This is a genomic window from Streptomyces sp. CT34 (genome assembly GCF_000805335.1).
Lineage (GTDB): Bacteria > Actinomycetota > Actinomycetes > Streptomycetales > Streptomycetaceae > Streptomyces.
Genome location: NZ_KN708638.1, coordinates 7,702,901 through 7,726,770 on the forward strand (window position 1 = coordinate 7,702,901; position 23,870 = coordinate 7,726,770).

25 protein-coding genes are annotated in these 23,870 nt (G+C 71.7%); 16 read left to right on the forward strand and 9 right to left on the reverse strand.

Annotation, left to right across the window (positions count from 1 at the left end; all coding sequences use genetic code 11):
• Nucleotides 1-1,562, reverse strand: a 1,562-nt coding sequence (locus RZ84_RS33440; RefSeq protein WP_241777978.1) for an ATP-binding protein, incomplete at its 3' end; no start/stop codon positions are given.
• A gap of 297 nt (nucleotides 1,563-1,859) precedes the next feature.
• Between RZ84_RS33440 and RZ84_RS33445 the strand changes: the two genes are divergently transcribed.
• The 9 genes from RZ84_RS33445 (at nucleotide 1,860) to RZ84_RS33485 (ending at nucleotide 9,916) form a co-directional block, all read left to right on the forward strand.
• Nucleotides 1,860-2,867, forward strand: coding sequence for an alpha/beta hydrolase (locus RZ84_RS33445; protein WP_043268288.1), 1,008 nt, complete (start codon nucleotides 1,860-1,862; stop codon nucleotides 2,865-2,867).
• A 159-nt stretch (nucleotides 2,868-3,026) separates the two neighbouring features.
• A complete protein-coding gene (locus tag RZ84_RS33450; RefSeq protein ID WP_043268290.1) occupies nucleotides 3,027-3,383 on the forward strand; it encodes a DUF4333 domain-containing protein in 357 nt (118 codons plus the stop codon).
• A 432-nt stretch (nucleotides 3,384-3,815) separates the two neighbouring features.
• Nucleotides 3,816-5,024 carry an ATP-binding protein gene (locus tag RZ84_RS33455; protein ID WP_043268292.1) on the forward strand — a complete coding sequence of 403 codons (1,209 nt, stop codon included), beginning with the start codon at nucleotides 3,816-3,818 and terminating at the stop codon, nucleotides 5,022-5,024.
• The gene (locus tag RZ84_RS33460) at nucleotides 5,024-5,437 is read left to right on the forward strand and encodes a roadblock/LC7 domain-containing protein (protein ID WP_043268294.1); all 414 of its coding nucleotides are present in this window, start codon (nucleotides 5,024-5,026) and stop codon (nucleotides 5,435-5,437) included. The genes RZ84_RS33455 and RZ84_RS33460 overlap by 1 nt, the downstream gene beginning before the upstream one ends.
• A complete protein-coding gene (locus tag RZ84_RS33465; RefSeq protein WP_043268296.1) occupies nucleotides 5,434-5,814 on the forward strand; it encodes a DUF742 domain-containing protein in 381 nt (126 codons plus the stop codon). Before RZ84_RS33460 ends, RZ84_RS33465 begins: the two co-directional genes overlap by 4 nt.
• Complete coding sequence (locus RZ84_RS33470; RefSeq protein ID WP_043268298.1) at nucleotides 5,789-6,379, forward strand: GTP-binding protein; 591 nt, start codon at nucleotides 5,789-5,791, stop codon at nucleotides 6,377-6,379. Before RZ84_RS33465 ends, RZ84_RS33470 begins: the two co-directional genes overlap by 26 nt.
• Nucleotides 6,380-6,389: 10 nt before the next feature.
• On the forward strand, nucleotides 6,390-7,754 hold the full coding sequence (locus RZ84_RS33475; RefSeq protein ID WP_043268300.1) for a cytochrome P450: 1,365 nt from the start codon (nucleotides 6,390-6,392) through the stop codon (nucleotides 7,752-7,754).
• Nucleotides 7,755-7,991: 237 nt separating this feature from the next.
• Nucleotides 7,992-9,125 (forward strand): cytochrome P450, encoded by a 1,134-nt coding sequence (locus RZ84_RS33480; protein ID WP_107068327.1) that lies wholly within the window; start codon nucleotides 7,992-7,994, stop codon nucleotides 9,123-9,125.
• A gap of 26 nt (nucleotides 9,126-9,151) precedes the next feature.
• Complete coding sequence (locus tag RZ84_RS33485) at nucleotides 9,152-9,916, forward strand: enoyl-CoA hydratase/isomerase family protein (protein ID WP_043268304.1); 765 nt, start codon at nucleotides 9,152-9,154, stop codon at nucleotides 9,914-9,916.
• Between the two features lie 100 nt (nucleotides 9,917-10,016).
• Here RZ84_RS33485 and RZ84_RS33490 read toward each other — a convergent pair whose 3' ends face one another.
• Entirely contained in the window at nucleotides 10,017-10,565 is a 549-nt protein-coding gene (locus tag RZ84_RS33490; RefSeq protein WP_043268306.1) for a gamma carbonic anhydrase family protein, read from the reverse strand.
• Nucleotides 10,566-10,708: 143 nt separating this feature from the next.
• Here RZ84_RS33490 and RZ84_RS33495 point away from each other — a divergent pair, with 143 nt between their 5' ends.
• Nucleotides 10,709-11,485, forward strand: coding sequence for an acyltransferase (locus RZ84_RS33495; RefSeq protein ID WP_043271602.1), 777 nt, complete (start codon nucleotides 10,709-10,711; stop codon nucleotides 11,483-11,485).
• Between the two features lie 13 nt (nucleotides 11,486-11,498).
• Here RZ84_RS33495 and RZ84_RS33500 read toward each other — a convergent pair whose 3' ends face one another.
• Entirely contained in the window at nucleotides 11,499-12,368 is an 870-nt protein-coding gene (locus tag RZ84_RS33500; RefSeq protein WP_043271603.1) for a DMT family transporter, read from the reverse strand.
• Between the two features lie 106 nt (nucleotides 12,369-12,474).
• Between RZ84_RS33500 and RZ84_RS33505 the strand changes: the two genes are divergently transcribed.
• Together RZ84_RS33505 and RZ84_RS33510 are read left to right on the forward strand one after the other, a co-directional pair.
• On the forward strand, nucleotides 12,475-13,041 hold the full coding sequence (locus RZ84_RS33505) for a helix-turn-helix domain-containing protein (RefSeq protein WP_043268308.1): 567 nt from the start codon (nucleotides 12,475-12,477) through the stop codon (nucleotides 13,039-13,041).
• 66 nt (nucleotides 13,042-13,107) lie between these two features.
• Nucleotides 13,108-13,665, forward strand: a complete 558-nt coding sequence (locus RZ84_RS33510) for a YbaK/EbsC family protein (RefSeq protein WP_043268310.1) — start codon at nucleotides 13,108-13,110, stop codon at nucleotides 13,663-13,665.
• Between the two features lie 94 nt (nucleotides 13,666-13,759).
• Here the strand turns inward: RZ84_RS33510 and RZ84_RS33515 are convergent, their stop codons facing one another.
• The 3 genes from RZ84_RS33515 to RZ84_RS33525 form a co-directional block, all read right to left on the reverse strand.
• Nucleotides 13,760-14,251, reverse strand: coding sequence for a GNAT family N-acetyltransferase (locus tag RZ84_RS33515; protein ID WP_043268313.1), 492 nt, complete (start codon nucleotides 14,249-14,251; stop codon nucleotides 13,760-13,762).
• Nucleotides 14,252-14,276: 25 nt separating this feature from the next.
• Nucleotides 14,277-14,684: a CoA-binding protein gene (locus RZ84_RS33520; protein ID WP_043271604.1), complete on the reverse strand. Its 408-nt coding sequence runs from the start codon at nucleotides 14,682-14,684 to the stop codon at nucleotides 14,277-14,279.
• Between the two features lie 282 nt (nucleotides 14,685-14,966).
• Complete coding sequence (locus RZ84_RS33525; RefSeq protein WP_043271605.1) at nucleotides 14,967-15,731, reverse strand: type VII secretion system-associated protein; 765 nt, start codon at nucleotides 15,729-15,731, stop codon at nucleotides 14,967-14,969.
• A gap of 242 nt (nucleotides 15,732-15,973) precedes the next feature.
• Between RZ84_RS33525 and RZ84_RS33530 the strand changes: the two genes are divergently transcribed.
• The 3 genes from RZ84_RS33530 (at nucleotide 15,974) to RZ84_RS33540 (ending at nucleotide 19,004) form a co-directional block, all read left to right on the forward strand.
• Nucleotides 15,974-16,600 carry a YigZ family protein gene (locus RZ84_RS33530; protein WP_043268315.1) on the forward strand — a complete coding sequence of 209 codons (627 nt, stop codon included), beginning with the start codon at nucleotides 15,974-15,976 and terminating at the stop codon, nucleotides 16,598-16,600.
• 157 nt (nucleotides 16,601-16,757) lie between these two features.
• On the forward strand, nucleotides 16,758-18,221 hold the full coding sequence (locus RZ84_RS33535) for an APC family permease (protein ID WP_052230349.1): 1,464 nt from the start codon (nucleotides 16,758-16,760) through the stop codon (nucleotides 18,219-18,221).
• A 99-nt stretch (nucleotides 18,222-18,320) separates the two neighbouring features.
• Nucleotides 18,321-19,004, forward strand: a complete 684-nt coding sequence (locus RZ84_RS33540; RefSeq protein WP_043268319.1) for a CBS domain-containing protein — start codon at nucleotides 18,321-18,323, stop codon at nucleotides 19,002-19,004.
• Between the two features lie 54 nt (nucleotides 19,005-19,058).
• On the opposite strand, the gene RZ84_RS33545 is transcribed toward RZ84_RS33540, so the two are convergent.
• From RZ84_RS33545 to RZ84_RS33555, 3 genes are all read right to left on the reverse strand, one after another.
• Nucleotides 19,059-21,464, reverse strand: coding sequence for a glycoside hydrolase family 65 protein (locus RZ84_RS33545; RefSeq protein WP_043268321.1), 2,406 nt, complete (start codon nucleotides 21,462-21,464; stop codon nucleotides 19,059-19,061).
• On the reverse strand, nucleotides 21,464-22,225 hold the full coding sequence (locus tag RZ84_RS33550; RefSeq protein ID WP_043268323.1) for an HAD family hydrolase: 762 nt from the start codon (nucleotides 22,223-22,225) through the stop codon (nucleotides 21,464-21,466). Before RZ84_RS33550 ends, RZ84_RS33545 begins: the two co-directional genes overlap by 1 nt.
• A gap of 159 nt (nucleotides 22,226-22,384) precedes the next feature.
• Nucleotides 22,385-22,960: an Rv1733c family protein gene (locus tag RZ84_RS33555; RefSeq protein ID WP_063772728.1), complete on the reverse strand. Its 576-nt coding sequence runs from the start codon at nucleotides 22,958-22,960 to the stop codon at nucleotides 22,385-22,387.
• 196 nt (nucleotides 22,961-23,156) lie between these two features.
• Here RZ84_RS33555 and RZ84_RS33560 point away from each other — a divergent pair, with 196 nt between their 5' ends.
• Nucleotides 23,157-23,858 carry a response regulator gene (locus RZ84_RS33560; protein ID WP_043268325.1) on the forward strand — a complete coding sequence of 234 codons (702 nt, stop codon included), beginning with the start codon at nucleotides 23,157-23,159 and terminating at the stop codon, nucleotides 23,856-23,858.
• Nucleotides 23,859-23,870: the final 12 nt, after the last annotated feature.

Below are 23,870 nucleotides of genomic sequence, written 5' to 3' on the forward strand. Positions count from 1 at the left end.
AGCAGTGCCCAGCTGTGCGCCGGGCCCGGTCCGAACCAGGGGTCCCGGGACGTGTGCCGGGCCGCCTCTTCCAGGCAGGCCACGGCCGTCGCGGTGTCCTCGCGGTACAGCGCCAGCACCCCGTGGGTGTGCGCGATACGGGCCAGGCCGTCGGAGTCCGCGTGCATCACGGCCGCCGCCCAGGCCTGGTCCAGCAGCGGCTCCGCGGCGCCCGGCGCGTTCTCCTGCGCCGCGAGGTGGCCGGCCAGCCACAGTGCGCGGGCCCGCAGCGCGGTGTCCTCCGGCGCGAGCAGCAGCAGCCGCTCCAGGTGCGCGCGCCCTTCACGGCGGAAGCCGCAGGCCGCCCACCGGAACCACAGCGAGACCGCGATCTCCAGTGCGCTGAGCGCGTCCTCGGCGTCGAGCGGGGGACGGGTCAACGCCGCGTCGAGATGGTGCTGTTCGTCCTCGACGAGGCGGACCGCGAGCTGCTGGCCGGTTCCCTGCCAGGTGATCTGGGCCTCGGCCGCGAGCGCCGCGCATGCCTGCCGGAAGCGGCGCAGCGCCCCGTTCTCCTCGCCCGTCGCGCGCAGCCGCGCCCGCCCGAAGTCCCGGGCGTCGCGCGGCAACCGGTAGCGAGGCGGCAGCGTGACCCCGGTGTCGTGGGCGCTCTGGGCTTCCCGTACGGATTCGAGGACCGAGGCGGTGCGCAGGCGCTCCAGCGCGCCGTCGACCGCGGCTGCAGGAACGTCACTGCTGGTGCAGACGCAGCCGGCGAGCCAGGGGTCGAAGTCCCCGGGCAGCACGGAGAGGCTCGCCCATACCTGCTGGTCGAGGGGGGAGCAGAGGGCGTACCCGGCGGCGTGGGCGGCGCGCAGCGAGGTGTGGCGGCGGATGAGCGCGGGCCCGGAGCAGTGCAGCGCACCGTGCGTGTCCAGTTGCCGGGCGAGCCGGGTCAGGGACATCCGGTCCAGCTGCCGCGCGGCCAGACCGATCGCGAGGGGCGAGCCCTCCAGCGTCCGGCAGATGGATACCAGCAGCTCCGGTGCGGCGGGGCCGGTGTGCGCCGCCAGCAGTGCGACGGCCGGGCCGGCGATCCCCTCGCCCAGGGTCACCGGGAGCGGCGCGAGCGCGACCACCCTCTCCCCGGGCAGGCCCAGCGGGCGGCGGGCGGTGGCCATGATCCGGAGTTCCGGCTCGGCCCGCTGGAGCCGTCGTACCAGCAGCGCGCAGGCGTCGAGCAGCGGATCGCAGTCGTCCAGCAGGACCAGGGCACGGCGTGTGCGGCAGTGCGCGGCCAGGGCCTCGGAGGCGGGGTGGCCGGTCAGGCCGGCCGCGGCGAGCAGTGCGGCGGTCAGGTCCTCCGCGGTGAGGCCGTCCCAGCAGCCGACCCGGAACACCGTGCCGCGCTGCCGCCCGGTGTGCTCCTCCAGGACGGCCCTGGCAAGGACGCTCTTGCCGACTCCGGCGGGTCCGGTGAGCGTGATCAGCCCGGCGCCTTCCAGCAGTCCGGCTACCTGCTCTTGCTCGACTGCCCGTCCCACGACGTCGGGCAGTGGCCCGTGATCGGCCCACGCGGTCATCGGTCATCCCCAACCACGGCACAGCGCCGCGCACTTCCCTGGAACTGCCCACGATGCCAGAACCGACCGCCCGGTCGACAGCGGATGGGGTTGACCGTTAGGGGGAAACGTGTTCGGCCCGTTTGACGTGCCGGTACGTCTTCTTGGCGACACGGAACGATAAACCCCAGGTCACGACGGACGGGGGTGCTGTTCGGCAGGGTTCGGGGCGATCTTAAGGTGGTGTCTTTCGACCGATTTCGCGGTGGCAGCGTGGAGTGCCCCGGCCGGTCCCGAGCGCCTGAGGAGAGCGTCCCGATGAAGTCCCTGCGCGTCCGAGCTGCGGTGAGTGTGGCGGCCCTGGGCCTGCTGGCCGGTTGCGGCGGACCGAAGCGGGACGTCGTCGACGCGTCGAACGTGCCGCGGCTGCGGGCGCACGCGGCGGATGCCCTCAACGGCCGGCCCCGCATGGTGCCGCCCCACGGCCCGCACTCGGCGTTCACCACCTTCCGTACGACGGGGGGCGACGGCAGCCGCGTCATCCGGACCAAGTGGCACGGCCGCAAGTCCGGTTACACCGGGGACGTCTGGGCCTGGCTGCCGCCCCAGTACAGCCAGGCGAAGTACGCCAAGAGCGGCTTCCCGGTGCTGATCGCACTGCCCGGTGCCTGGGGGTATCCGTCCAACTACTGGGCGGAGGCCACCTTCGCGCTGGAGGAGCGGGTCGCGGAGTGGTCGCAGGAGGGCAAGACACTGCCGTTCATCCTGGTCATGCCGGTGCTCAACCCGCGCAAGACGTACTACGACGGCAGCGACATCCCGGGGCAGCCGAAGATGGGGACGTGGCTGACCGAGGACGTGCCGGATTTCGCGCGGGCCAACTTCCGTACCTACGCGAGCCGGGACGGCTGGGCCTTCATGGGGTCGTCGTCCGGCGGGTTCGCCGCGCTGAAGGCGGTGCTCAAGGAGCCCCGGAAGTTCAAGGCGGCGATCGTCAACGGCCCTGACACGGCGCCGGATTCGCCGTTGTGGAAGGGGCACCCGGCGGAGATGCTGGCCAACGACCCGCGGCATCTGGCGCGGCAGCTGACCGCGCGGGGCGGGCCGCAGGTCTATCTGGCCTTCGAGCTCGGCAGCAAGGAGGACGCGGTGCCCGACGTGAAGCGCTTCGTCGACGGCTACACCGACGGGGACCGGGGGCCGATCCACTCCACGCTCTACGAGATACCGGACGGCGTGCACAGCGGCCATACCTATATCCAGCGGATGCCCGAGTCGCTGCACTGGATCAGCGAGCAGATGCTGGGGCCGGTGCCGTCCGTGTGACGCCCCGCCCGGAGCGGGCCGGAGTGGGCCGGATGCCCCGACTCGGCCCGCTGTTGCCGAAGTCGGGGCATCAGCCACAATTGTCCCGTGCCCGGCCGGCGTTCCGGCCGGAGCTTTCGCGATACCGGTGAACGTTCGCGATACCGGTGAAGGAGTGCGGTGAGGTATCTGCGCATCGTCGGGCTGGTGTTGACCGCGGTCACCGTGCTGGCCGGAAGCCTGGTGGCCGGCAACCTGTGGCTGCGGGACCGGGACGCGACCAGTGAGGTGGACGGGCGGACCGACGCCGTGCCGCGCCGCGAGGTCGCCCGGTCGATCTCGCACCATCTGTCGCTTCCGTTGATTCCGCGCGGACCGCGGTCGGTTGAGTGCGCGCGGGACCTCCGCGCGGTCAAGGGCTCGTGGACGCACTGCACGGCCCACTACCTCCGGGGCACCGATCGCGAGATGACCGTACGGGTCGTCAAGGTCCGCGGCGACGAGATCACGTACGTCCACGACGCCCCGCATCGCTGACCCGGCCTGCGGATTCAGCCATATCGCGTTCGCTGCCACCTGGTCCGATGTGCTAGCGGACCGTCAGGAACCTGCGCAACCTCTTGCCCCGGACGGCCGTGCCGGGAGCCAATGGCCCCATAAGGGGCCTTTGTTGAATCTCCGTCAGGTGCCGGAACGTTACAGATCGCTGTTGGACCTCGAGCTGTGGCGTGGTGCTAAGATCATCGCACTTGCCAACCGGGTAGTCACCTGCTATGGCAAATGGAAATTCCGCGCATTGGCCTGAGAGAATCGCCACCCCGGGGAGAACTATGCCATTAGCCGGGCCTGCAGAGGCTTTCTGGCCGGCGACTGTGCGCGGCCTTTCAGCTATGTCTGAGACCGCGCGTGAAGATGCGCCTGATGCCAGGCATACGACATCTGGTGGCTTCGTCATCCGAAGAGAGTCCTATGACGCAATACTTCCAGGATCCAGCGCTCTGGGGTTTGATCGCTGGTACCCCTGTCGCCGCTACCGCGATTATTCGCGGCCGCAAGAAGATCAAGGAACTCAGTAGGGAAAAGGTTGAGCTAAAGCAGTACTACGCCAATCTCGAAGACCACTACGCGGAGGCCGTCGAAGAGGCCAAGGACCGCGCCGAGGAATCCACCAAGAACACCCTGAAGGCCGCCATGCGGACCCTGCAGGGACTGGCGAGCGAGCAGCAGCTGGCGATCTCCAAACTCCAGGAGACGTATGGCGAGCACAAGATCCTCCAGGATCTGCTGGACATCGACCACATGAATTCGCAGTTCGCGCGGCGGGCCCAGTCCATCGCCGTGCTCTGCGACGGCTGGCTCGGCCGGCGGCGTAACGACGCGTCGCTCTACGACGTGGTCCGCAGTGCGAAGGGCCGAATCCGCCACTTCACTCGCGTCGAGATCCGATCGCAGAGTAGTTTCGCCATCGTGAACCGCGCCGTCGAACCGGTGGCGCTGGTACTCGCCGAGCTGCTGGACAACGCCACCAGTTATTCCGCACCGGAAACGATCATCGAGATCAATATCCGTCCGGTGCCCAAGGGTGTCTGCATCGTCGTCGACGACGCCGGTGTCGGTATGAACGAGGAAGAGAAGGCGCGGGCCGGCCAGTTGCTGTCCGGCGGGAATTCCGCCAGCGTCTCCAGTCTCGGCAATCCGCCGCAGTTCGGATTCACCGTCATCGGCGTGCTCGCCGCCCGCTACGGCTTCACGGTATCGGTGGACTCCACCTCGCCCTATGGCGGCGTGCGCGCGGTCGTCCTGCTCCCCGACGAGCTCCTCACGTCCCTGCACGCACCCGAGGAGGGGCCTGCCGTGGCCGCATCCACCCCGTTGCCGCCCGAGAATCCCCCTGGTCAGGAGGGTGCCGCGGCTCCGGGGCCGGGTCACCGGGCGCCCGGTGGCGCCGACTTCGGCGGACCGGACGCCGACCGTCCGGCCGTCCCGGAGACCACCGCGGGCGGTCTGCCGAAGCGCCGCCGGCGCGGTGCCATATCCATCGTGCCGGCGGAAGACGAGAGCACTCCGACACCGGCTCGCGACAGCGCACGGACCGCGTCCGTCATGGGCGCATTCCAGCGCGGTACGGAATCGGGCCGTCGTTCCACCAATGCAAGCAGTGAAGGGCATGAGGTTTAGTGAACTACGATGTGTCGTGGATGCTTGACAGTGCTCTGGAATTGCCCGAAGCGCAGCATGCCATTCTCGTGTCGGCCGACGGGCTGCTGATGGCCCGCTCCAAGGACGTCGGCCGGGACCACGCCGATACCGTTGCCGCCGCGATGAGCGGTATGCAGTCGCTGAGCCGTACGGTCGCCGATTTCTGCAGCAGTACGGGCCCGAACACGAGGCCGCAGTGGCGGCAGACGCTGGTGGAATTCGACCACGGCTGGGTCTTTCTGATATCGGCCGGTGAAGGTGCCTATCTCGCGGTCTCGGCATCGCCCGACGTCGACATGGCGGAAATCACGTTCCGTATGCAGCAGTTGGTCGGGCAGCTCGGCAAGGCGCTGACCAGCCCACCTCGTGAGAGGGCCGATATTCAACCATGACCTTCGATGACGAGCCGGAGCTGGTACACGAAGCAGCGGAATTAGTACGGCCGTACGTCATCACCAACGGTCGCGACCTCGTGGACGACAGCGAGTTCTCGCTGCTGACCCTGGTCACCGTCGCTCAGGAACCGCCCCGGACCAAACCGCTCGACCCGGAGAAGCAGCGCGTGCTGGAGCTGTGTGCCGGGGGTTTTCTGTCGATCGCCGAGATAGCCGGGCACACCGGTCTGCCGGTGGGGATCGTCAAGATTCTGGTGTCCGATCTCACCGAGGAGGGCCATCTCCATGCACGCGCGCCCATCCCCAGCGCTCAGCTTGTCGACCGGCAAATCCTTGAGGAGGTGCTGAATGGGCTCCAGGCTCGCTTTGGATGACGGCGTGTACCTGCGAAATTCGGTACAGACCGCGGCGAAGATCCTGGTGGTCGGGCACTTCGCTGTGGGGAAGACGACGTTCATCGGCACGCTGTCGGAGATTCCGCCGCTGCGTACCGAAGAGGTAATGACGCAGGCAAGCGCGGGAATTGACGATCTGCGGGGTGCCCCCGGCAAGACCACGACAACGGTCGCCATGGACTTCGGCCGGCTCACGCTCAGCGAGAAGCTGGTCCTGTACCTGTTCGGAACGCCCGGTCAGCAGCGGTTCGTTCAAGTGTGGGAGGACATGACGCGCGGGGCGCTGGGGGCACTTGTCCTGGTCGACCCGCAGCGGCTCGAAGAGTCGTTTCCTGTCATGGACCTGGTGGAACACTACGGAATCCCGTACGCCATCGCCGTGAACCGCTTCGACGGGACTCCGGAGCATTCCTTCGATGAGATCCGGGAGGCGCTGGACCTGCTCCCGGAGACGCCTGTTGTCAATTGTGATGCACGTGACGAGCGTTCATCGGCGGATTCCCTGATCACGCTTGTCCGTTACCTACAGTCTCGCCTCAACTAGGAGTTCAGGCATGCAATCTCATTCGGAATTCCAGACTCCGCCGCCGGGCTGCCCGGCACACGCCGATGGCATGCGGGAGTCCCTGCACGGCCCGGAATTCGCCGCCGCACCGCAGGCGGTCTACGAGCGCCTGCGGCAGCACGGCCCGGTCGCACCGGTCGAACTCGCCCCCGGCGTCGAGGCCGACCTCGTCACGGACTATGCGACGGCGCTCCAGGTGCTCCAGAACCCGGACACGTTCGCGCGGGACTCGCGCCGGTGGAAGGCGCTCAACGAGGGCCGGGTGCCCCTGGACAGCCCGGTGTTGCCGATGATGATGCACCGGCCGAACGCCCTGTTCTCCGACGGTGCCGAGCACATGAGACTGCGTCAGTCGGTCACCGCGAGCCTGGCCAAGGTGGACACGCACCGGCTGAGCCGTCATGTCAACCGCGTCGGCGCCTACCTCATCAGCCAGTTCAGCAGTCGCGGCCGGACGGATCTGGTCGCCGACTACGCCCAACTGCTGCCGCTGCTGGTGTTCAACGACCTCTTCGGCTGCCCCGCCGAGATAGGTGACCGCCTCGTTTTCGGTATTTCGGGCATTTTCGACGGCATTGACGCCGAGAAGGCGAACGAGGTACTGACCGAGGCCCTGATGGAGCTGGTGGCGCTCAAGCGGCGGTCCCCGGGCGACGACGTGACCAGCTGGCTCATGCAGCACCCGTCCGGGCTCTCCGACGAGGAGATGGTCCACCAGCTCGTGACGCTCATCGCGGCCGGCACCGAGCCCACGCAGAACATCATCACCAGTGCCCTGCTTCTGCTGCTGACCGACGAGAAGTACGCGGGAGACCACAACTCCGCCGGACTGCTGGTGGACGACGCCATCAACGACGTGCTGTGGAACAGCGCGCCGATCGCCAACTACGGTGTGCACTACCCGGTCTGCGATGTGGAACTCGGCGGTACCCGGCTGTCCGCCGGAGACCCCGTCGTCATCAGCTTCGCAGCCGCCAACACCGATCCGAGTCTTTCGACGGGCCGTCAGATGCTCAGCAAGCGGGCGCACCTGGCCTGGGGTGCCGGGCCGCACGCCTGCCCTGCGAAGGACCCGGCCACGCTGGTTTCCAATCTGGCCATCGAAAAGTTGCTCAATACTCTGCCGGACATTGAACTCGCTTTGCCCACGGACAGTCTTAGCTGGCGGCCGGGACCGTTCCACCGCGCGCTCGAAGTGCTGCCCGCGCGCTTTACTCCGGTAAGGCCCGAACGGCGCCCTTCCGAAGGCTCCGCAATGGCCGGGCAAACCGCTACCAGTGCTCCGGTGACGGGGCAGAGTGGGACACAAAAGGGCAGGTGGTGGAGTTCGTTCCTGTCCTGGTGGAAGGTGTGATCTTTACTACACGCTCACTTACGCCGTGGTGCGTAAACGTTCAAATACGTGGGTAGTCAGGGCTGGTCATTCGGTCTCTGCGTTGTGAACGAAGGAGTTACCGCAGTGGAACCCGGCATAGCTGTTCTGCCAGCGGCCCCCCTTGTCGATCGGCGTTCTGTGGTACGGCTCTTCTCCCGTCTGCGCACCCCGGACGGGCAGGCCAATCCTCTTCCGTACTATGCGGAACTCCGGTCGATGGGAGAGGTTGTTCCGGCACCGTGGGGCGGGTTCCTCATCAACTCCTTCGGCCTGTGCGACCGTGTGCTGCGGAGCAAGTCCTGGCTTGTGCCGGATAGTTCCTGGCGGGTCCGCCAGGGCGCGGCGCCCCGCTGGACGGCGGCGTCCTCGCGGCAGATGGCCAGCACACTCCCGGGACTCAACCCGCCCCACCACACCCGGGTCCGCCGGTCCGTCGGCGGAATATTCGCCCCCGGGTCCCTGGCCGCTGCCCAGGACACCGTCGAAAGCGCCACGGAGGAACTCCTCGACCGGCTGGAGGAAAGGCTGCGGGACGGCGAGGCGGATTTCGGTGAACTCGTCAGTGACGAACTTCCGGCGGTCACGATAGGGGAATTGCTCGGGCTGCCGGCCACCGATTATCCCTTGCTCCGTTCCCTCGCCCACGATCAGGTATTCGCGCAGGAACTCCTGCCCTCGGCCAGTCAGCTGGCCCTTTCCGACGCCGCGACCGGAAAACTCAACGACTATTTCACCGGCCTGGTGCGGGAACGCCGAAGGGTGCCGGGGGATGACCCTGTCTCCGGGTGGATCAGAACGTGGGACGAGCTCGAGCCGGACCGCGAAAAGGCGGACGAGGCCGTGTACCGGCTCGCGCTTTTCGTGGTGCTCGCGGCGCTGGAGACCACCTCCACTCTCCTTTCCACCGCGGTGTGGCTGGTCACCGCGCACCCCCGGCAGATGGGGTGGCTGCGCGCCAACCCGCAGAGCGTCCCCGGGGCCGTCGAGGAGGTCCTGCGCTACGACTCCCCGACGCACGTGGTGAGCAGGGTGGCGGCCGAGGACACGGACCTGGCGGGAATCCCGGTGGGCAAGGACCAGATGGTGCACTGTATGGTCGGCGTGGCCAATCATGACCCTGCGCACCACCTGGACCCGCACCTCTTCGACGTCCGCCGCCGGGCCACCCACTTGAGCTTCAGCAGCGGCATCCACTACTGCCTCGGCGCCGCACTGGCCCGCATGGAGGCGGTCACCCTGCTCGATGCCGTGCTCAGACGCTTTCCGGGCCTGCGTCCGGTGCGTGCGCCCGAGTGGGCCCCGAGGGTGGCCTTCCGGCGCCAGCTGAACTTCCCGGTCGTGCTCTCCTGATCCCGCGGTGAGATAGGAAGAGACACGTGATCGAACACTTCAAGACCCTCGTCGTCCAGCGCGAAAACGCCGTGCTCACGGTCCGGTTGAACACTCCGGAGAGCGGCAACTCCCTGTCGGAACCGCTGCTCGACGATTTGCTGACCGTGCTGGGCGCGGTGCAGGACGACCCCGGTATACGCGCGGTGGTCCTTTCCGGCGCGGGGGCGGACTTCTGTCTGGGGGCCGACCGGCAGGAGTTCGCGGAGTCGCTGGCCGCCGACCCGGCCGGGACGGGTCTACGGGTCCTGGGGAACAAGGCCCGGCGGGTGTGCGAGGCGCTCTCCACCACAGGTGCGGTGACCATAGCCCGGCTGCACGGCGGAGTGATCGGGGCGGGCGTCGCGCTCGCCGTCTTCTGCGACCTGCGAGCCGGCGCGGACACCTGCCGCTTCCGGCTGCCGGAGCTCGCCGTCGGAGTGGCGCCGGCCTGGGGCGGGGTGCTGCCCCGCCTGATGAACGAGGCCGGCGCCGCCCGGATCCGCGAACTGATCCTCACCGCCGGCAACTTCGACGCGGCGACCGCCAAGGAACTGTCCCTCCTGCACACCGTCGTCCCCGAGGAGGAGCTGGACAGTGCCATCGCGCGTTGGACCAAGCCTCTCGTCCGCCGTTCCCCCTCGGCGCTGCGCACCGCCAAGCTCATGATGAACGCCTACGCGAACGCCAACCGGCTCGCCGATGCCTCCCTCTTCGACGCCGAGTTGCTGTCCTCCGCGCTGAGCGCCGCGCAGTACGCCCGGCGCGGCTGAGCCGCCGTTCACGGGGGAAGCCGTGCAGCGGGGGCCGGGCGCGGCCCCGACCCGGCCGCACCGTGCCGTGTGCGGGCGTTGCGGCGTGCGGGCGTCGCCGTCAGCTCCCGGAGTCGCCGGTCTCCGGTACCGACGCACGGTGGCGGGCGGCGAGGTTGAGGTACATGGCGGCGTTCAGCTTGATGGTCTCCCGTTCCTCGGCGGTCAGTTCGCGCTTGACCTTGGCGGGGACACCGGCGACCAGGGAGCCGGGCGGGACCCGCATGCCCTGGGGGACCAGTGCCTGGGCGGCGATCAGGGAGCCCGCGCCGATGTGCGCGCCGTTGAGCACCGTGGCGCCCATGCCGACCAGGACGTCGTCCTCGACGGTGCAGCCGTGCAGCACGGCGTTGTGGCCGACGGAGACCCGCTCGCCCACGGTCACCGGGAAGCCCGGGTCCACGTGCACCGTGCAGTTGTCCTGGATGTTGCTGTCGGCGCCGAGGACGATGGGACCGCAGTCGCCGCGCAGCACGGCGTGGTACCAGACACTGGCGCCGGCGGCCAGCGTGACGTCTCCGACGACGACGGAGGTGGGGGCGGTGTACGCCCCGGGATCGATGTCCGGCCGGTCGTCGCCCACCGGTGAGATCAGTGCCCGTTCTGCCATCTGCGCTCTCCTCGCCCGTTCCGTGTCGCGCCACCAGCACCGTAGACGACGGTCGCCACCGGTGACGGGGGCGGCGGCCGGTGGGGCGAAGATCACAGCCCGGCGACCGACCGGGCGCCGGGCGCGCTGAGTACGGTGTGCGGGTGCCGATAGACCAGAACGTGTTCTCGTCCCTTGCGGCCTGGCGGCGCCGGGCCGTGTCGCGCGCCGTCCACCGGGGCGCGCGCTGGGTGCGCGAGGCCGCGGCCGTCACCGCCGAGCGCCCCGGCCCGTACCGCTTCCGCCGGATCGGCACCGGCACCCGGCTCGCCTATCCGCAGGGCACGGTCTTCGGCGATCCCTGGATCGAGATCGGTGACCACTGCATCATCGCCCAGGACGTGACGCTGACCGCCGGCATGATGCCGGACCTGGACCTCGGCCCGGAGCCGATCCTGACGCTGGGCAACGGTGTGGTGCTGGGGCGCGGCAGCCATGTGATCGCGGATGTCCGGCTGACGATCGGCGATGACTGCTTCTTCGGTCCAGGGGTGTACGTCACCACGACCAACCACAGTTACGACGATCCCGAGGTGCCGGTGGGCAAGCAATGGCCGCGCACCGACCCCGTCGCCATCGGCCCCGGCAGCTGGATCGGCACCGGGGCGGTCATCCTACCCGGCGCACAGTTGGGCCGGAACGTGGTGGTCGCGGCGGGCTCCGTCGTACGCGGCGAGGTCCCCGACCACGCGGTGGTGGCCGGGGCGCCCGCCAAGGTCGTGCGCAGCTGGGATCCGCGGGAGGGCTGGCAGCCGCCGCTGCGGACGCCGGCGCCGGTGCCGATCCCGGAGGGCGTCACGCCGGAGCAGCTGCGCGCGCTGGGGGAGTTGGAGCAGGGGGAGGCGGCCGAGGAGGCGGGGCGGCGGGTGCCCAACCGCTGACGGCCCTCCGGCGTCAACTGTGCGCGGCGAGCAGGATCGAGCCGACCAGGGCGAGTGAGGCGCCGGCGGTCTGCACCGCGCGCATCCGCTCCTTGAGGACGCCTAGTGCGGCGAGTGCGGTGACCACCGGGTAGAGGGAGGCGAGCACCGCCGCCATCGTGACCGGGCCGTGCTGGGCGGCGACGGCGTAGGTGCCGTTGGCGGCGACATCGGCGATCCCGACGAAGGCGAGTGCGGGGAGCGCACGGCGGACGGCGGCCAAGCCCTCGGCGGGCAGTGCCGGAGTGCCGCGCCGGACCGTGGCGCAGAGCGCCGTGCCGCCGACCGCAACATTGCACACCCGCTGGACGAACAGCGCGAGGAAGAGCCCGGTGACGGTCGTGGACGCCTCCGCGATCAGGGCCATCACCGCGCCGAAGCCGAGCGCCGAGATCAGCGTGAGCACGATCGTCTGGCGGGCCACGGACGCGCCGCCGAGCCGCGGCCCGCCCGCCAGCAGGACGCCCACCACCGCGACGGCCATGCCGGTGGCCTGGAGGAGTCCCGGCCGTTCGCCCGCAAGGATGCCGACGCCGAGCGGTACCAGGACGGTGCCGAGCGAGCCGAGCGGGGAGACCACGCCCATCGGGCCGAGGGCCAGCGCGCGGTAGAAGCAGAGCATCGCCGCGGGGCCGACGACACCGGCCGCGACCGCGAACCACAGCTGCGGTCCGGCCTCCCGCCAGCCGCCGGTGGTCAGCACGATGCCGCCCAGCACCACGGCGGCGAGCGTCTGCGAGACCACTACGACGGTCAGCGCGTGGAAACGTCGGGTGAGCAGTCCGCCGCCGAAGTCGGCGAGCCCCCACAGGAGGCTGGTGGCCAGGGCGAAGGCCGCTGTCATGGTGAAACCTCGCAGTACAGTGAGCTGGACGCTGAAGTACACCACACCGTAGTGCAATGTATTGAACTGCGGAATCGAATATTTTGAACTTCGACTTGGACGGACCGTGACGGATCTCGACCAGCTCACGCAGTCGCTCGCCCGCAATCTCAAGCGCTGGCGCACCGAACGCGGCTACACCCTCGACGCGCTCGCGGCCCGCGCCGGGGTCAGCCGCGGCATGATCATCCAGATCGAGCAGGCGCGTACGAACCCGAGCGTGGGGACCACCGTCAAGATCGCCGACGCGCTCGGCGTCAGCATCACCACGCTCCTCGACTACGAACAGGGCCCGCAGGTGCGGATCGTGGCACCGGGGGAGGCGGTCCGGATGTGGTCCACCGAGGCGGGAAGTCACACCTCGCTCCTGGTGGGCGGCGAGGCGCCGGGCCCCTTCGAGATGTGGGACTGGCGGCTGATGCCCGGGGACGAGAGCGCCTCCGACCCGCATCCGCCGGGCACCGTCGAGCTGTTGCACGTCCGGGCGGGCACCCTCACGCTGGTCGTGGACGGCGCCGAGCACGCGGTGGCCGCCGGCGCCTCGGCGACCTTCGAGGCCAAGGTCCCGCACAGCTACCGCAACGACGGCGAGGAGCCGGTGGAGATGACCATGTCGGTGATCATCCCGCTCTGACCGGTCCGTGATCGCACCGCGAGACGGGCCGCCAACGGCACCGCGGCGCCTGTTAGCTTGACGGGTATGCCCGTGCCGATGGATGCCTTCGACGACGTCCGGCCCGCCGCCGAGTGCCTGGACCTGCTGACCGGACCGGTGGCCGCCGCGATCCGCGACTGGCGCGGCTCGGTGCCCGTCCACGAGATCCGCTACGTCGACACGGACCCGGCCATCGCGGACACCGAAGCCCTGGTCGACCACTACGGCCGCTGGCTGCTGGAGCAGTCGGCGAACTGCGTGGTGGTGGCCGGCAAGCGCGGCGGCGAGGTCAGCCTGGCCGCCTGCCTCGTGCTCTCCACCGCCCGTGTCGACGTCAACGGTGTGGTGCGCCGCCAACTGGGCGCCCGCAAGGCGTCGTTCGCGCCGATGGACACCGCGGTCGGCGACAGCGGGATGGAGTACGGCGGCATCACCCCGATCGGGCTGCCCGCGTCCTGGCCGCTGCTGGTGGACGCCGCGGTGGCCGATGCCCCGTACGCGCTGATCGGCAGCGGAAGCCGCCGCGGCAAGCTCATCGTGCCGGGCAAGGCGCTGGCCGAACTCCCGGGCGCCACCGCGCTGGAGGGGCTGGGCGTCGCCTGAGACGCCGTTACCGGCCGGCGGTCCCGGCCGCGCACGGCCGGTCCGCTCACCCGGCGGACAGGCGGGCCGCTCAGCCGGCGGACGGGCGGGCCGCTCAGCCGGCGCGCAGGCGAGAGCGCAGGTCCAGGGAGAGCGCCGTGGAGTGCTCGGTGAAACCCAGGCTGCGGTAGAGCGGTTCGGCGTCGTCGGTGGCATGGAGGTCGACGCGGCTGACGCCCCGGTCCGCGAACCACGCCAGCAGCGCCTCGGTCGTGGCGCGGGCGTGGCCGCGGCCCCGATAGCGGGGATCCGTACAGACGTTGAAGACGAAGCCGAAGCGGCCGGAGGGGTGGCCCGGCGCGGGCAGCCGCTCCTCGATCCGCCCGACCGCGCAGGCCGCCAGATGCGGTGCACCGGCCCCGCCCCCGTCCACCACGAACGCCCCCAGCGGAGCGTCCGGACCGGTCAGCTGGCGGCGCGCTGTCGCCACCGCATCGGCCTCCCAACTCCCGGGTTCGTCACGGCGGTTCATGGCACGGAACATCAGGCGGCGCAGCCGGACGAGCTCGGCGGCGTCCTCGGGGAGGGCGGCACGTGGCGTGATCATGCACCGACGCTAGCGCAGCCGCCGCTCAGCCCAAACGGGGTATCTCGATCGCCGGACAGCGGTCCATGACCATGTCCAGTCCCGCGTCGTGCACCCGCTCCCAGGCACGCTCGTCGACCACACCGAGCTGGAACCAGACCGCCTTGGCGCCGATTTCGACGGCCTGGTCGGCGACGGCTCCGGCGAGTTCGCTGCGCACAAAGGCGTCGACGACGTCGACCTTGAAGGGCACGGCCGCGAGGGACGGATACCCCGTCTCCCCGTGCACGGTCTCGGCCTTGGGGTGCACGGGGACGATGCGCTTGCCGTAGCGCTGCAGCACCTCCGCAACGCCGTATGCGGCGCGCTGCCGGTTGGCGGACAGCCCGACGACGGCCCAGGTGTCTCCGAGCTCGGTGAGGATTCTGCGGATGGTCGCCCGGTCGCCGTACACGTCTGCCTCCTGCGGTCGGTGGCCCTGTGGCCCGTGGTCCTCCAGCGGCATAACGGATGATCGGCTCCGCCGATTCCGCACCAGAGCGTGCGGATGGCATGAGTGACCGAGATCACCGGGCTCGGTGCGGCGCGGGGGAGCGCCGGTCGCGCGACTGCGTCGTCCGGGCCCCGCAGGGGCCGGGTGCCGGCAGCAAGACGCCCCGCCCGAAGGGGAAGACGGGCGGGGCGGGTTCGGATGCGGGAGGCCGGGGTGTGCGGCCGGCCCGCCGCTGCTGGATGGTCAGGCGCCGACGACGGTGCTGCCCGCCGAACGGGCGGGCTTGCCGATCGCCCGGCCGCCGGTCACCGGCTCGGCGGGCGCCGTGCCGGTCCCCGGGCGCAGGGTCGTGGTGGCGGACGGCTCCCCGGACCCGGCGGCGGTCTCCGCGGTCCGGTCGGACCCGGATTCGGTGAGCGCCGTGCGGAGCTGCTCGGTATCCACGAGCATGCTCACCGGGCCGGTCGGGTTGAGATAGAGGGCGTGGCCCGGCGGCAGCTGCTCGACGAGTTCGGCGACCGGCCGGCGGTCGTAGAGGAGCCGGCCCACGGATTCGAGATAGTCCGCGGAGGTGTAGACGGGAATCACCGGAGTGCCCTCGGGGGAGGCCGCGGCGAGCGGGGTGCCGGTGGAGGTGACCAGTACGGACACCTCGGCACGCGCCAGCTCGTCGCAGACGTCCCGGGCCGGGCCGTAGCCGGTGGCGGCCAGCTGGACCGCGCGGTCGACGGGGTCGGTGGGGTCGGACCAGTCCAGCATCTGCGGTGACGGGCGGTACTCCGGGTTGTTCCGCCACTCCTCGATCTCGCCGGTCGGCCCCGAGCGCCACTGCCCGATCAGCGCCCACAGTGGCGGTGCGCCGTCGCCGGACCAGGTCAGATCCACCATGGCCAGCCAGTGGTCGGGCGCGTTGCGGGCCGCCTCGATGACCTCTGGTGGCGGTTCGGGCATCTCGTCGCCCGTCAGGGGAACGCCGGCCGTCATCGCCGACTCTGTGCTGTTGTCCATGAAGCCCTCCGCCAAGCCGCCGATCCGTTCCTGCGGTACGAGTGGGCCCCAAGGAGGAGCCCGTTGCCTTGGGTCACAGTGCCCACGGGTGGCGCGGACGTCTGCCCGACGCACCGTGCGGAGGGCCCGGGTACGCCGCGTGGCCGTGTGCACTGCCCCCGTACGGCGGACACCGCAGCGCGGCGCGGGGCGTGGGGACCGGCCGGTGTCCGCGGGGCCGCGGGCCCGCTTAGGCTGGTCGGATGCAGGAGCAGTACCGGACTCTCGCGCGCGAGGGCGTTCACGAGATCGAGATCAACAAGTCCCGCTTCATCTGCGCGCTGGCGCCGGTGGCGACGGAGGCCGAGGCACAGGACTTCATCGCGCGCGTCCGCAGGGAGCACCCGACGGCCCGGCACCACTGCTTCGCGTACGTCCTCGGTGCGGACGGCGGCATCCAGAAGGCGAGCGACGACGGCGAACCGGGCGGTACGGCCGGGGTGCCGATGCTCCAGATGCTGGTGCGGCGCGAGATGCGCTATGTGGTGGCCGTGGTCACGCGGTACTTCGGCGGGGTCAAGCTGGGGGCCGGCGGGCTGATCCGTGCCTACGGGGGCGTGGTCGGCGAGGCGCTGGACGTGCTCGGGACGGTCGTCCGGCAGCGGTTCCGGCTGGTGACGGTGACCGTCGACCACCAGCGGGCCGGGCGGGTGGAGAACGATCTGCGGTCGTCCGGCCGGGCGGTGCGCGAGGTGGTGTACGGGGCCGAGGTCCGTATCGAGGTCGGCCTGCCCGAGGCGGAGGTGGCGGACTTCCGGGCCTGGCTGGCGGACGCCACGGCCGGTGCGGCGCGACTGGAGCTCGGCGGGGAGGCGTACGGGGAGGCGTGACCGGCGGGCCCGACGGCGCGCGGTGACCGGTGTGCGGGCGGCCGGCCGAGCCGATGCGGTCCGGACCGGTGCGCGGTGGCGTTCGGCGTGTCAGCCTGGGGCGCGGCGCAGGGGCGGCGGACCGGTGGGTGAGCCGGTGTGGGAAGGGGCTTCGCGTATGCCTGAACTCCTCGATGACCGGGTGGGGTTCGTCCGTCGGATCGGGTTTTTCCAGGCGACGGCCATCAACATGAGTCAGATGTGCGGGATCGGGCCGTTCGTGACGATTCCGTTGATGGTGAGCGCGTTCGGGGGGCCGCAGGCCGTCATCGGGTTCGTGGCGGGTGCGGTGCTGGCGCTCGCGGACGGGCTGGTCTGGGCGGAGTTGGGGGCGTCGCTGCCGGGGGCGGGCGGGAGTTACGTGTATCTGCGGGAGGCGTTCCAGTACCGGACCGGGAAGTTGATGCCGTTTCTGTTTGTCTGGACGGCGATGCTGTTCATCCCGCTCGGGATGTCGACGGGCGTCATCGGTTTCGTGCAGTACCTGGGGTATCTGTGGCCGGGCATGAGCCGGGGGCAGGGGGATGCCGTGGGGCTGGTGGTCACGGCGGGGATCGTGGTGCTGCTGTGGCGGCGGGTGGAGCGGATCGCCCAGCTCACCGTCGTGCTGTGGGCGGTGATGATCGCCTCCGTAGTCCTCGTCATCGTCGCCGCGTTCACCCACTTCAGCCCGGCGCTGGCGTTCACCTATCCCGCGCACGCCGTCGAGTTGACGGGCAGTCACTTCTGGCTCGGTTTCGCGGGCGGGCTCACCATCGGCATCTACGACTACCTCGGCTACAACACCGTTGCCTATATGGGCGCCGAGATCCGGCAGCCCGGCCGCACCCTGCCGCGCGCCATCATCTCCTCGATCCTCGGCATCATGGCGATCTACCTGCTGCTCCAGATCGGCACCCTCGGGGTCGTCAACTGGCGGGAGATGCTGGACCCGCACAGCACCGCCGGTTCGTCCGTCGCCTCCGCCGTGCTGGAGAAGACCTGGGGGCCGGCCGCGGCCGACGCGGTCACCGTGCTCATCCTCGTCACCGCCGTCACCTCCGTCCTGACCGGGCTGCTGGGCGGGTCGCGGGTCCCCTACGACGCCGCCCGCGACCGGGTGTTCTTCCGGGCGTTCGGCACGCTGCACCCGCGCCACCGCTTTCCCGTCCTCGGGCTGCTGGCCATGGGCGGCATCATGGCCGCCGGCTTCCTCCTCGGCCGGCACACCGATCTGGCGACGATCATCCAGCTGCTCACCACGGTGATGGTGATCGTCCAGTCGCTGGCCCAGGTCGCCGCGGTGACCGTGCTGCGCCGCCGGCAGCCGGCGCTGCGCCGCCCGTACCGGATGTGGCTCTACCCGCTGCCGAGCATCCTGGCGCTGGCCGGCTGGCTGGTGATCTACGGGTACGCGGACCGCAGCGCTCCGGGCCGGCACCCCATCGAATGGTCGCTGGCCTGGGTCGCGGCGGGTGTACTGGCGTTCCTGGTGTGGGCCCGCCACGAGCGGGAGTGGCCGTTCGGGCCGAAGCGGATCGCCGAGGAGTACCTGCACGGGACGGATCCGGACGAGGCGGCGGTGCCGGCGCCGGAGGGGTGAGCCGGGCGACCCGGGGAGGGGGCCGGACGGCCCCTGGCCCCCGGGGGAGCGGGAGTTCACGCTGGAGGTGCGACCCGCGGGTCCGCGTGAGGAGGCGTCATGCAGCACAGCCCGCACCTCGTCGGTGATGTCATGACCCGGACCGTGGTCGCGGTCGGCCAGGAGGCGACGTTCAAGGAGATCGTCGAGACCATGGCGCGGTGGAAGGCCAGCGCGCTGCCCGTGCTGGCCGGGGAGGGGCGGGTGATCGGGGTGGTCTCGGAGGCCGATCTGCTGCCCAAGGAGGAGTTCCGCGGGGCGGATCCGGACCGGCGGGAGCAGCTGCGGCGGCTGGCGGACCTGCGCAAGGCCGGGGCGCTGACCGCCGGGGAGCTGATGAGCGCGCCCGCCGTCACGGTGCATGCCGATGCCACGCTCGCCCAGGCGGCGCGGGTGATGGCCCGCCGGTCGGTCAAACGGCTGCCGGTGGTGGACGCGGAGGGGATGCTCCAGGGGGTCGTCAGCCGGGCCGATCTGCTCAAGGTGTTCCTCCGGTCCGACGAGGAACTCGCCGCGGAGATCCGGCAGGACATCGTCGGGCACCTCTTCGCGGTCTCCCGCGGCGATCTGCGGGTGACCGTCTCCGACGGGGTGGTGACGCTCAGCGGGCGGGTGGGGGACACCTCGCTGATCCCGGTGGCCGCGCGGCTGGTGCGCGCGGTGGAGGGCGTGGTGGACGTGACCTTCGACGTCACGGGGCCGACGCCGGTGCGGACGGCCCCGGCGGAGGGGCGGGACCGGTGACGGCCGAGCCGCGCCGGGGGCCGTCCGGTGCGCCGCCGTCCGGGCCGACGGCCGTCAGCCGCCGGGCAGTTCGAGCCGCCGGACGGTGCCCGGCGGGACGGTGAACGGGTGGCCGCGGAGCCGGACCTGCACCGCGGCGTGCTCCGAGTCCGGGACGGCGATGGTGACGCGGTCGGTGCCGATCCGCAGGTCGATATCGCGGTGGCGGCGGTAGCGGATGCGGACCCCGAACTTGGAGAGCTCGGGGAGCGGCGCCGGGTCCAGCCACAGGGCGCGGTCACGGGTCTCCAGGCCGGTCATCCCGCGCTGGACGAAATCCAGCGTGCCGGCCATCGCACCGAGGTGGATGCCCTCCGCGGTGGTGCCGCCCTGGACGTCGGCGACATCGCCGGTCAGCGCCTCCTCGCAGTACGTCCAGGCGTCCGCGCGGCGTACCCGGGCCAGCACCCAGGCGTGGACCAGGGCGCTCAGCGTCGAGCCGTGGCTGGTGCGGCGGAGGTAGTGGTCGACGGTGGCGCGCCAGATGTCGTCGTCGAGCCGGTAGCCGAGCTGCCCGAGGACGCCGGAGAGCTCCGCCGGGGAGAAGAGGTAGCCCAGCATCAGCACATCGGCCTGCTTGGACGCCTGGTAGCGGTTGACGGTGTCGCCCTCCGCCTCCAGGATCCGGTCCAGCCGCCGGATGTCGCCGTAGCGCTCGCGGTAGCCGGCCCAGTCGAGTTCGGCCAGCTGCTCGTAGCCGGCGAACTGGCTGATGAGGCCGCGGTGGTGGGGCACGTGGAGCCGGTGCGCGATGTCGTCCCAGCGCTGCCGCTCGTCGGGGGCGAGCGCCAGCCGCTCGAAGAGCTGCCGCCGGCGGGCCTCGGGCAGGGTGCGGCACAGGTCGAGCGCCCGGGTCAGCACCCAGGCCGCGGTGACGTTGGTGTACGCGTTGTCGTCCAGGCCCGGCCGGTCGGCGCCCGGATAGCCGTCGTGGTACTCGTCGGGGCCGACCACGCCGCGGATGCGGTAGCGGGCCAGCGCCGGGTCCCAGTCCGACTTCGCCGCCCAGAAGCGGGCGATCTCCAGCAGCATCTCCGCGCCCTTGGTGTGCAGGAACTTGGTGTCGCCGCTGGCCTGCCAGTACTGCCACACGTTGTACGCGATCGCCGAGCCGACGTGGTGCTGGAGGCGCGAGTGGTCCGGCAGCCAGCGGCCCGAGCGCGGGTTGAGGTGCATCCGCTGGGTCTCCTCGCTGCCGTCGCTGCCGCTCTGCCACGGGTACATCGCCCCCGCCAGCCCCGCCTCGCGGGCCGCCTCGCGGGCGGCCGGCAGCCTCCGGTGGCGGTAGTTGAGCAGCGCCCGGGAGACCTCCGGGAAGTGCAGGTTCAGGAACGGCAGCACGAACAGCTCGTCCCAGAAGACGTGCCCGCGGTACGCCTCGCCGTGCAGACCGCGGGCGGGCACCCCGGCGTCCAGCCGCGCGGTGTGCGGGGAGAGGGTCTGCAGGACGTGGAAGAGGTGCAGCCGCAGGATCCGGCCCGCCTCCCCGGGGACGTCCAGGCGCGCCTGCTGCCACAGCCGCTCCCAGGCCCGGTGGTGCGAGGCCAGCAGCCGGGGCACGGCCGGGGCTTCCCGTACGGCGCCGAGGGCGGCGGCGAGCGGATCGGTGACATTGCGGTCGCGGGAGGTGTACAGCGCCACCGTCTTGTCGACGGTCGCGGTGGCGCCGGGGCGGATCGGGACGGTCAGCGTGCGGAAGGCGCGCCGCAGGGTGAGGTCGGGATGGGCCGCACGGGGGCGCGGCCTGGTCCGGGTGCGGGCGGCCAGCGCGATCCGGATCCCGGAGGTGCGGGTGCGGCAGTGCAGCCACAGCGTGCCGTCGTCCTCGATGCCGGTGGACCGGCCGGTCAGGTGGGTGTCGGCCAGCTCGCGGTAGCGGTCCACGCCGGCGTTGCGGACCTCGCCGTCGAGCCCGGCCGCCACCTCCACCGTGCCGGACCAGCCCTCGGCGGTGAACGTCAGGCGCTGCGCGGCGAGTTGGGGCTCGGCCATGTGCACCAGGCGGCGCTCGGTCGCGGTCAGCCGCCGCCCGGCGGCGTCCTCGTAGACCGACCGGAGCGTGAGGGTGCCGCGGCGCAGGTCGAGCGTCCGGCGGTGGCCGGTCAGCTGGGGGTGGTCGGGGGAGAGCCAGGGGCCGGGATCGGGGGTGTCCGCCGGGCGGATGCGGTAGCGCAGCGGCAGCCAGTCGGGGAGGTTGACCAGGTCCTCGTTCTCGACCGGGCGGCCGGCGACGGTGGAGGTGAGGCGGTTGTAGCAGCCCGCCGCGTAGGTGCCCGGGTAGTGCGCGGGGCCGGCGGGCTCCTCGGAGGCGGCGCCGCGGGTGGCGAAACGGCCGTTGCCGAGGGTGCACAGGGCTTCGCGCAGCCGCTCGTCCCCGGGGTCGTACCCCTCGTACGACCAGGTCCAGGCATCGGCTCTCATCAGCCGGTCCCGGGCATCAGCAGCTCGCCGGGGTCGCTGACGACGACATCGGCGCCGCGCCGGCGCAGCTGACCCGCGCGGTACCGGCCGCCGGTCCGGTCGACGCCGACGACCAGGCCGAAGCCGCCGCGCCGGCCCGCTTCGACACCGGCCAGCGCGTCCTCGATCACGGCGGTGTCCGCGGCGGGGACGGCCAGGCGCCGGGCGGCCTCCAGGAAGAGCGCGGGGTCCGGTTTGCCCGGCAGGCCCAGCCGGGCGGCCTCGTCTCCGTCGACCACGGCCCCGAACCGGTCCAGCAGCTGCGCGCGGGAGAGCAGCCCGGTGGCGTGGCGGGACGCGGAGACGGCGGCACACGGCACCCGTTCACCGCGCAGGGCCGCCAGCAGCCGTACCGCGCCGGGCCAGGCGGTGACGCCCCGGGCCTCCAGCAGCGCGGTGAACAGCGCGTCCTTGCGGGCCGCGACCGCCCGGACGGTTCCGGTGCCGGGCGGGTCGCCGAGGGAGCCCAGCGGCAACTCCAGACCGCGGGAGGCCAGGAACGCGGCGGCGCCGTCCTCGCGGGATCTGCCGTCGACATAGCGCAGGTAGTCGGCCTCCGGATCGAACGGGCGCTGCCCGCCCACGGCCGCCAGGCACGCGTCGAACGCCTCCTGCCAGGCAGCGGCGTGCAACCGGGCGGAGTCGATGATCACTCCGTCGGTGTCGAGGACCACGGCCCGCAGCGAGCGCAGACACGCTGCCAGGGGCGACGCGGCGGCCATGTGCCGATCCCTTCGACGACAGCTGCGGAGAGACGGACGGATGCGGAGATACCTGGATGGAGGTGGGCGGACGGGACGGTGGTCTCTCCATGGCACCACGACACCGGCCGGCCCGGCATCCGGCACCGGGTGCGGGGTGCCGGATGCCGGGCCGGCCCCTCACGGCGCCGGGTGGCCGAGATGCCCGTCGGCCGCCGCCCACTCCCGTTCCCAGCGGTCCAGACAGCGGCGGTCGAGGAGCGCGGCACCGCACCGCTCCGCGCCGACCAGCAGCAGGACGGTGCCGCAGCCGGCGACCGTGCCGGCGGCGATGCTCCCGGCCGCCGCCTCGCCGGGGGTGACCGGATCGCGCAGCAGCGCACCGTGCCCGTCGAGCCAGACGGTGGTGCGGTCCCCGGCGCGGAGCGCGGGCGGCACCGCAGCCTCCCCGGTGTGCCTGGTCCCGTCGGGCAGCGTCCACCGCACCGTGGCGTGCACCGGGCCGCCGGCCCCCTCCGTGGGGCCGGTACCGATCCGGACCGGCGGGTCCCGGACCAGGACGGCCGGGACGCCGTGCCGGGTGGTGATCTGGTGGGCAGCCGCGGTGGCGACCGCGTCCGCGGCGGTCCAGCCGGCGGCCGGGGCGGCGACCGCGATCAGGACGCCGGTGGCCGGCAGCAGCCAGGACCGGAGCACATCCGCACGGCGCCGGAGCGGGTTGTGCCGCCGGGGCGCGAGAACTGCCGGGAGACGCATCGCGGGCCCCCTTCCACGCGCGGGCCTACGGCCCGACCGTCGCACACCGCGGCGGCCCGGGAGAGGGGCCGAACGGCCCTGGCCGCCGGCGGTCCGGCTCCCGTGCGACGGGTGCCCGTTCGGCCCTGGCGGGGCCGCGGGGGCGGGCCCACGATGAAGGTACGGGCGGGGCGCCGTACGGCAGCGTGGAGGAACGATGAGCGAGGCGGGCGTCTTCTCGCCGCAGCGGCCGATCCGGGTGTTCCTGGTCGACGACCACGAAGTGGTGCGGCGCGGTGTGCAGGACCTCCTCGACGCGGAGCCCGACATCGAGGTGATCGGCGACGCGGGCACCGCGGGGCACGCGCTGGCCCGCGGCCCGGCGCTGCGGCCCGATGTCGCGGTGCTCGACGTACGGCTGCCGGACGGCGACGGGATCACCGTCTGCCGGGAGCTGCGGGCGCGGCTGCCGGAGCTGGCGTGCCTGATGCTCACCTCGTTCGACGACGATGAAGCGCTGCTCGACGCGATCATGGCGGGGGCGGCCGGCTATGTGCTCAAGGAGATCAAGGGCGCGGACCTGGTCGCCGCGGTGCGCACCGTCGCGTCCGGCCGCTCGATGCTCGACCCGGCGACCACGGCGCGGCTGATGCACAGCCTGCGGGGCGAGGGCGCCGACGCCGGGCCGGAGGCGGACGCGCTGGCCGGGCTGTCGCCGCGGGAGCGGGAGATCCTCGCCCTGGTCGGCGAAGGATTGACGAACCGTCAGATCGGGCGGCGGCTCTACCTCTCCGAGAAGACCGTCAAGAACCACATCTCCCGACTGCTCGCCAAGCTCGGCGTCGCCCGCCGGATCCAGGCCGCCGTACTGGCCACCCGCGCGACCCCGCCCGCCGCCACCGACACCCGGCTGCGCTAGGTGTGCCGGGAC

Coding starts and splice junctions, on each gene's coding strand:
- RZ84_RS33445 (WP_043268288.1), top strand. CDS start 1,860: ATGAAGTCCCTGCGCGTCCGAGCTGCGGTGAGTGTGGCGGCCCTGGGC.
- RZ84_RS33455 (WP_043268292.1), top strand. CDS start 3,816: ATGACGCAATACTTCCAGGATCCAGCGCTCTGGGGTTTGATCGCTGGT.
- RZ84_RS33465 (WP_043268296.1), top strand. CDS start 5,434: ATGACCTTCGATGACGAGCCGGAGCTGGTACACGAAGCAGCGGAATTA.
- RZ84_RS33470 (WP_043268298.1), top strand. CDS start 5,789: ATGGGCTCCAGGCTCGCTTTGGATGACGGCGTGTACCTGCGAAATTCG.
- RZ84_RS33475 (WP_043268300.1), top strand. CDS start 6,390: ATGCAATCTCATTCGGAATTCCAGACTCCGCCGCCGGGCTGCCCGGCA.
- RZ84_RS33480 (WP_107068327.1), top strand. CDS start 7,992: ATGGGAGAGGTTGTTCCGGCACCGTGGGGCGGGTTCCTCATCAACTCC.
- RZ84_RS33490 (WP_043268306.1), bottom strand. CDS start 10,565: ATGGCAGAACGGGCACTGATCTCACCGGTGGGCGACGACCGGCCGGAC.
- RZ84_RS33500 (WP_043271603.1), bottom strand. CDS start 12,368: ATGACAGCGGCCTTCGCCCTGGCCACCAGCCTCCTGTGGGGGCTCGCC.
- RZ84_RS33510 (WP_043268310.1), top strand. CDS start 13,108: ATGCCCGTGCCGATGGATGCCTTCGACGACGTCCGGCCCGCCGCCGAG.
- RZ84_RS33515 (WP_043268313.1), bottom strand. CDS start 14,251: ATGATCACGCCACGTGCCGCCCTCCCCGAGGACGCCGCCGAGCTCGTC.
- RZ84_RS33525 (WP_043271605.1), bottom strand. CDS start 15,731: ATGGACAACAGCACAGAGTCGGCGATGACGGCCGGCGTTCCCCTGACG.
- RZ84_RS33530 (WP_043268315.1), top strand. CDS start 15,974: ATGCAGGAGCAGTACCGGACTCTCGCGCGCGAGGGCGTTCACGAGATC.
- RZ84_RS33535 (WP_052230349.1), top strand. CDS start 16,758: ATGCCTGAACTCCTCGATGACCGGGTGGGGTTCGTCCGTCGGATCGGG.
- RZ84_RS33540 (WP_043268319.1), top strand. CDS start 18,321: ATGCAGCACAGCCCGCACCTCGTCGGTGATGTCATGACCCGGACCGTG.
- RZ84_RS33545 (WP_043268321.1), bottom strand. CDS start 21,464: ATGAGAGCCGATGCCTGGACCTGGTCGTACGAGGGGTACGACCCCGGG.
- RZ84_RS33550 (WP_043268323.1), bottom strand. CDS start 22,225: ATGGCCGCCGCGTCGCCCCTGGCAGCGTGTCTGCGCTCGCTGCGGGCC.
- RZ84_RS33555 (WP_063772728.1), bottom strand. CDS start 22,960: ATGCGTCTCCCGGCAGTTCTCGCGCCCCGGCGGCACAACCCGCTCCGG.
- RZ84_RS33560 (WP_043268325.1), top strand. CDS start 23,157: ATGAGCGAGGCGGGCGTCTTCTCGCCGCAGCGGCCGATCCGGGTGTTC.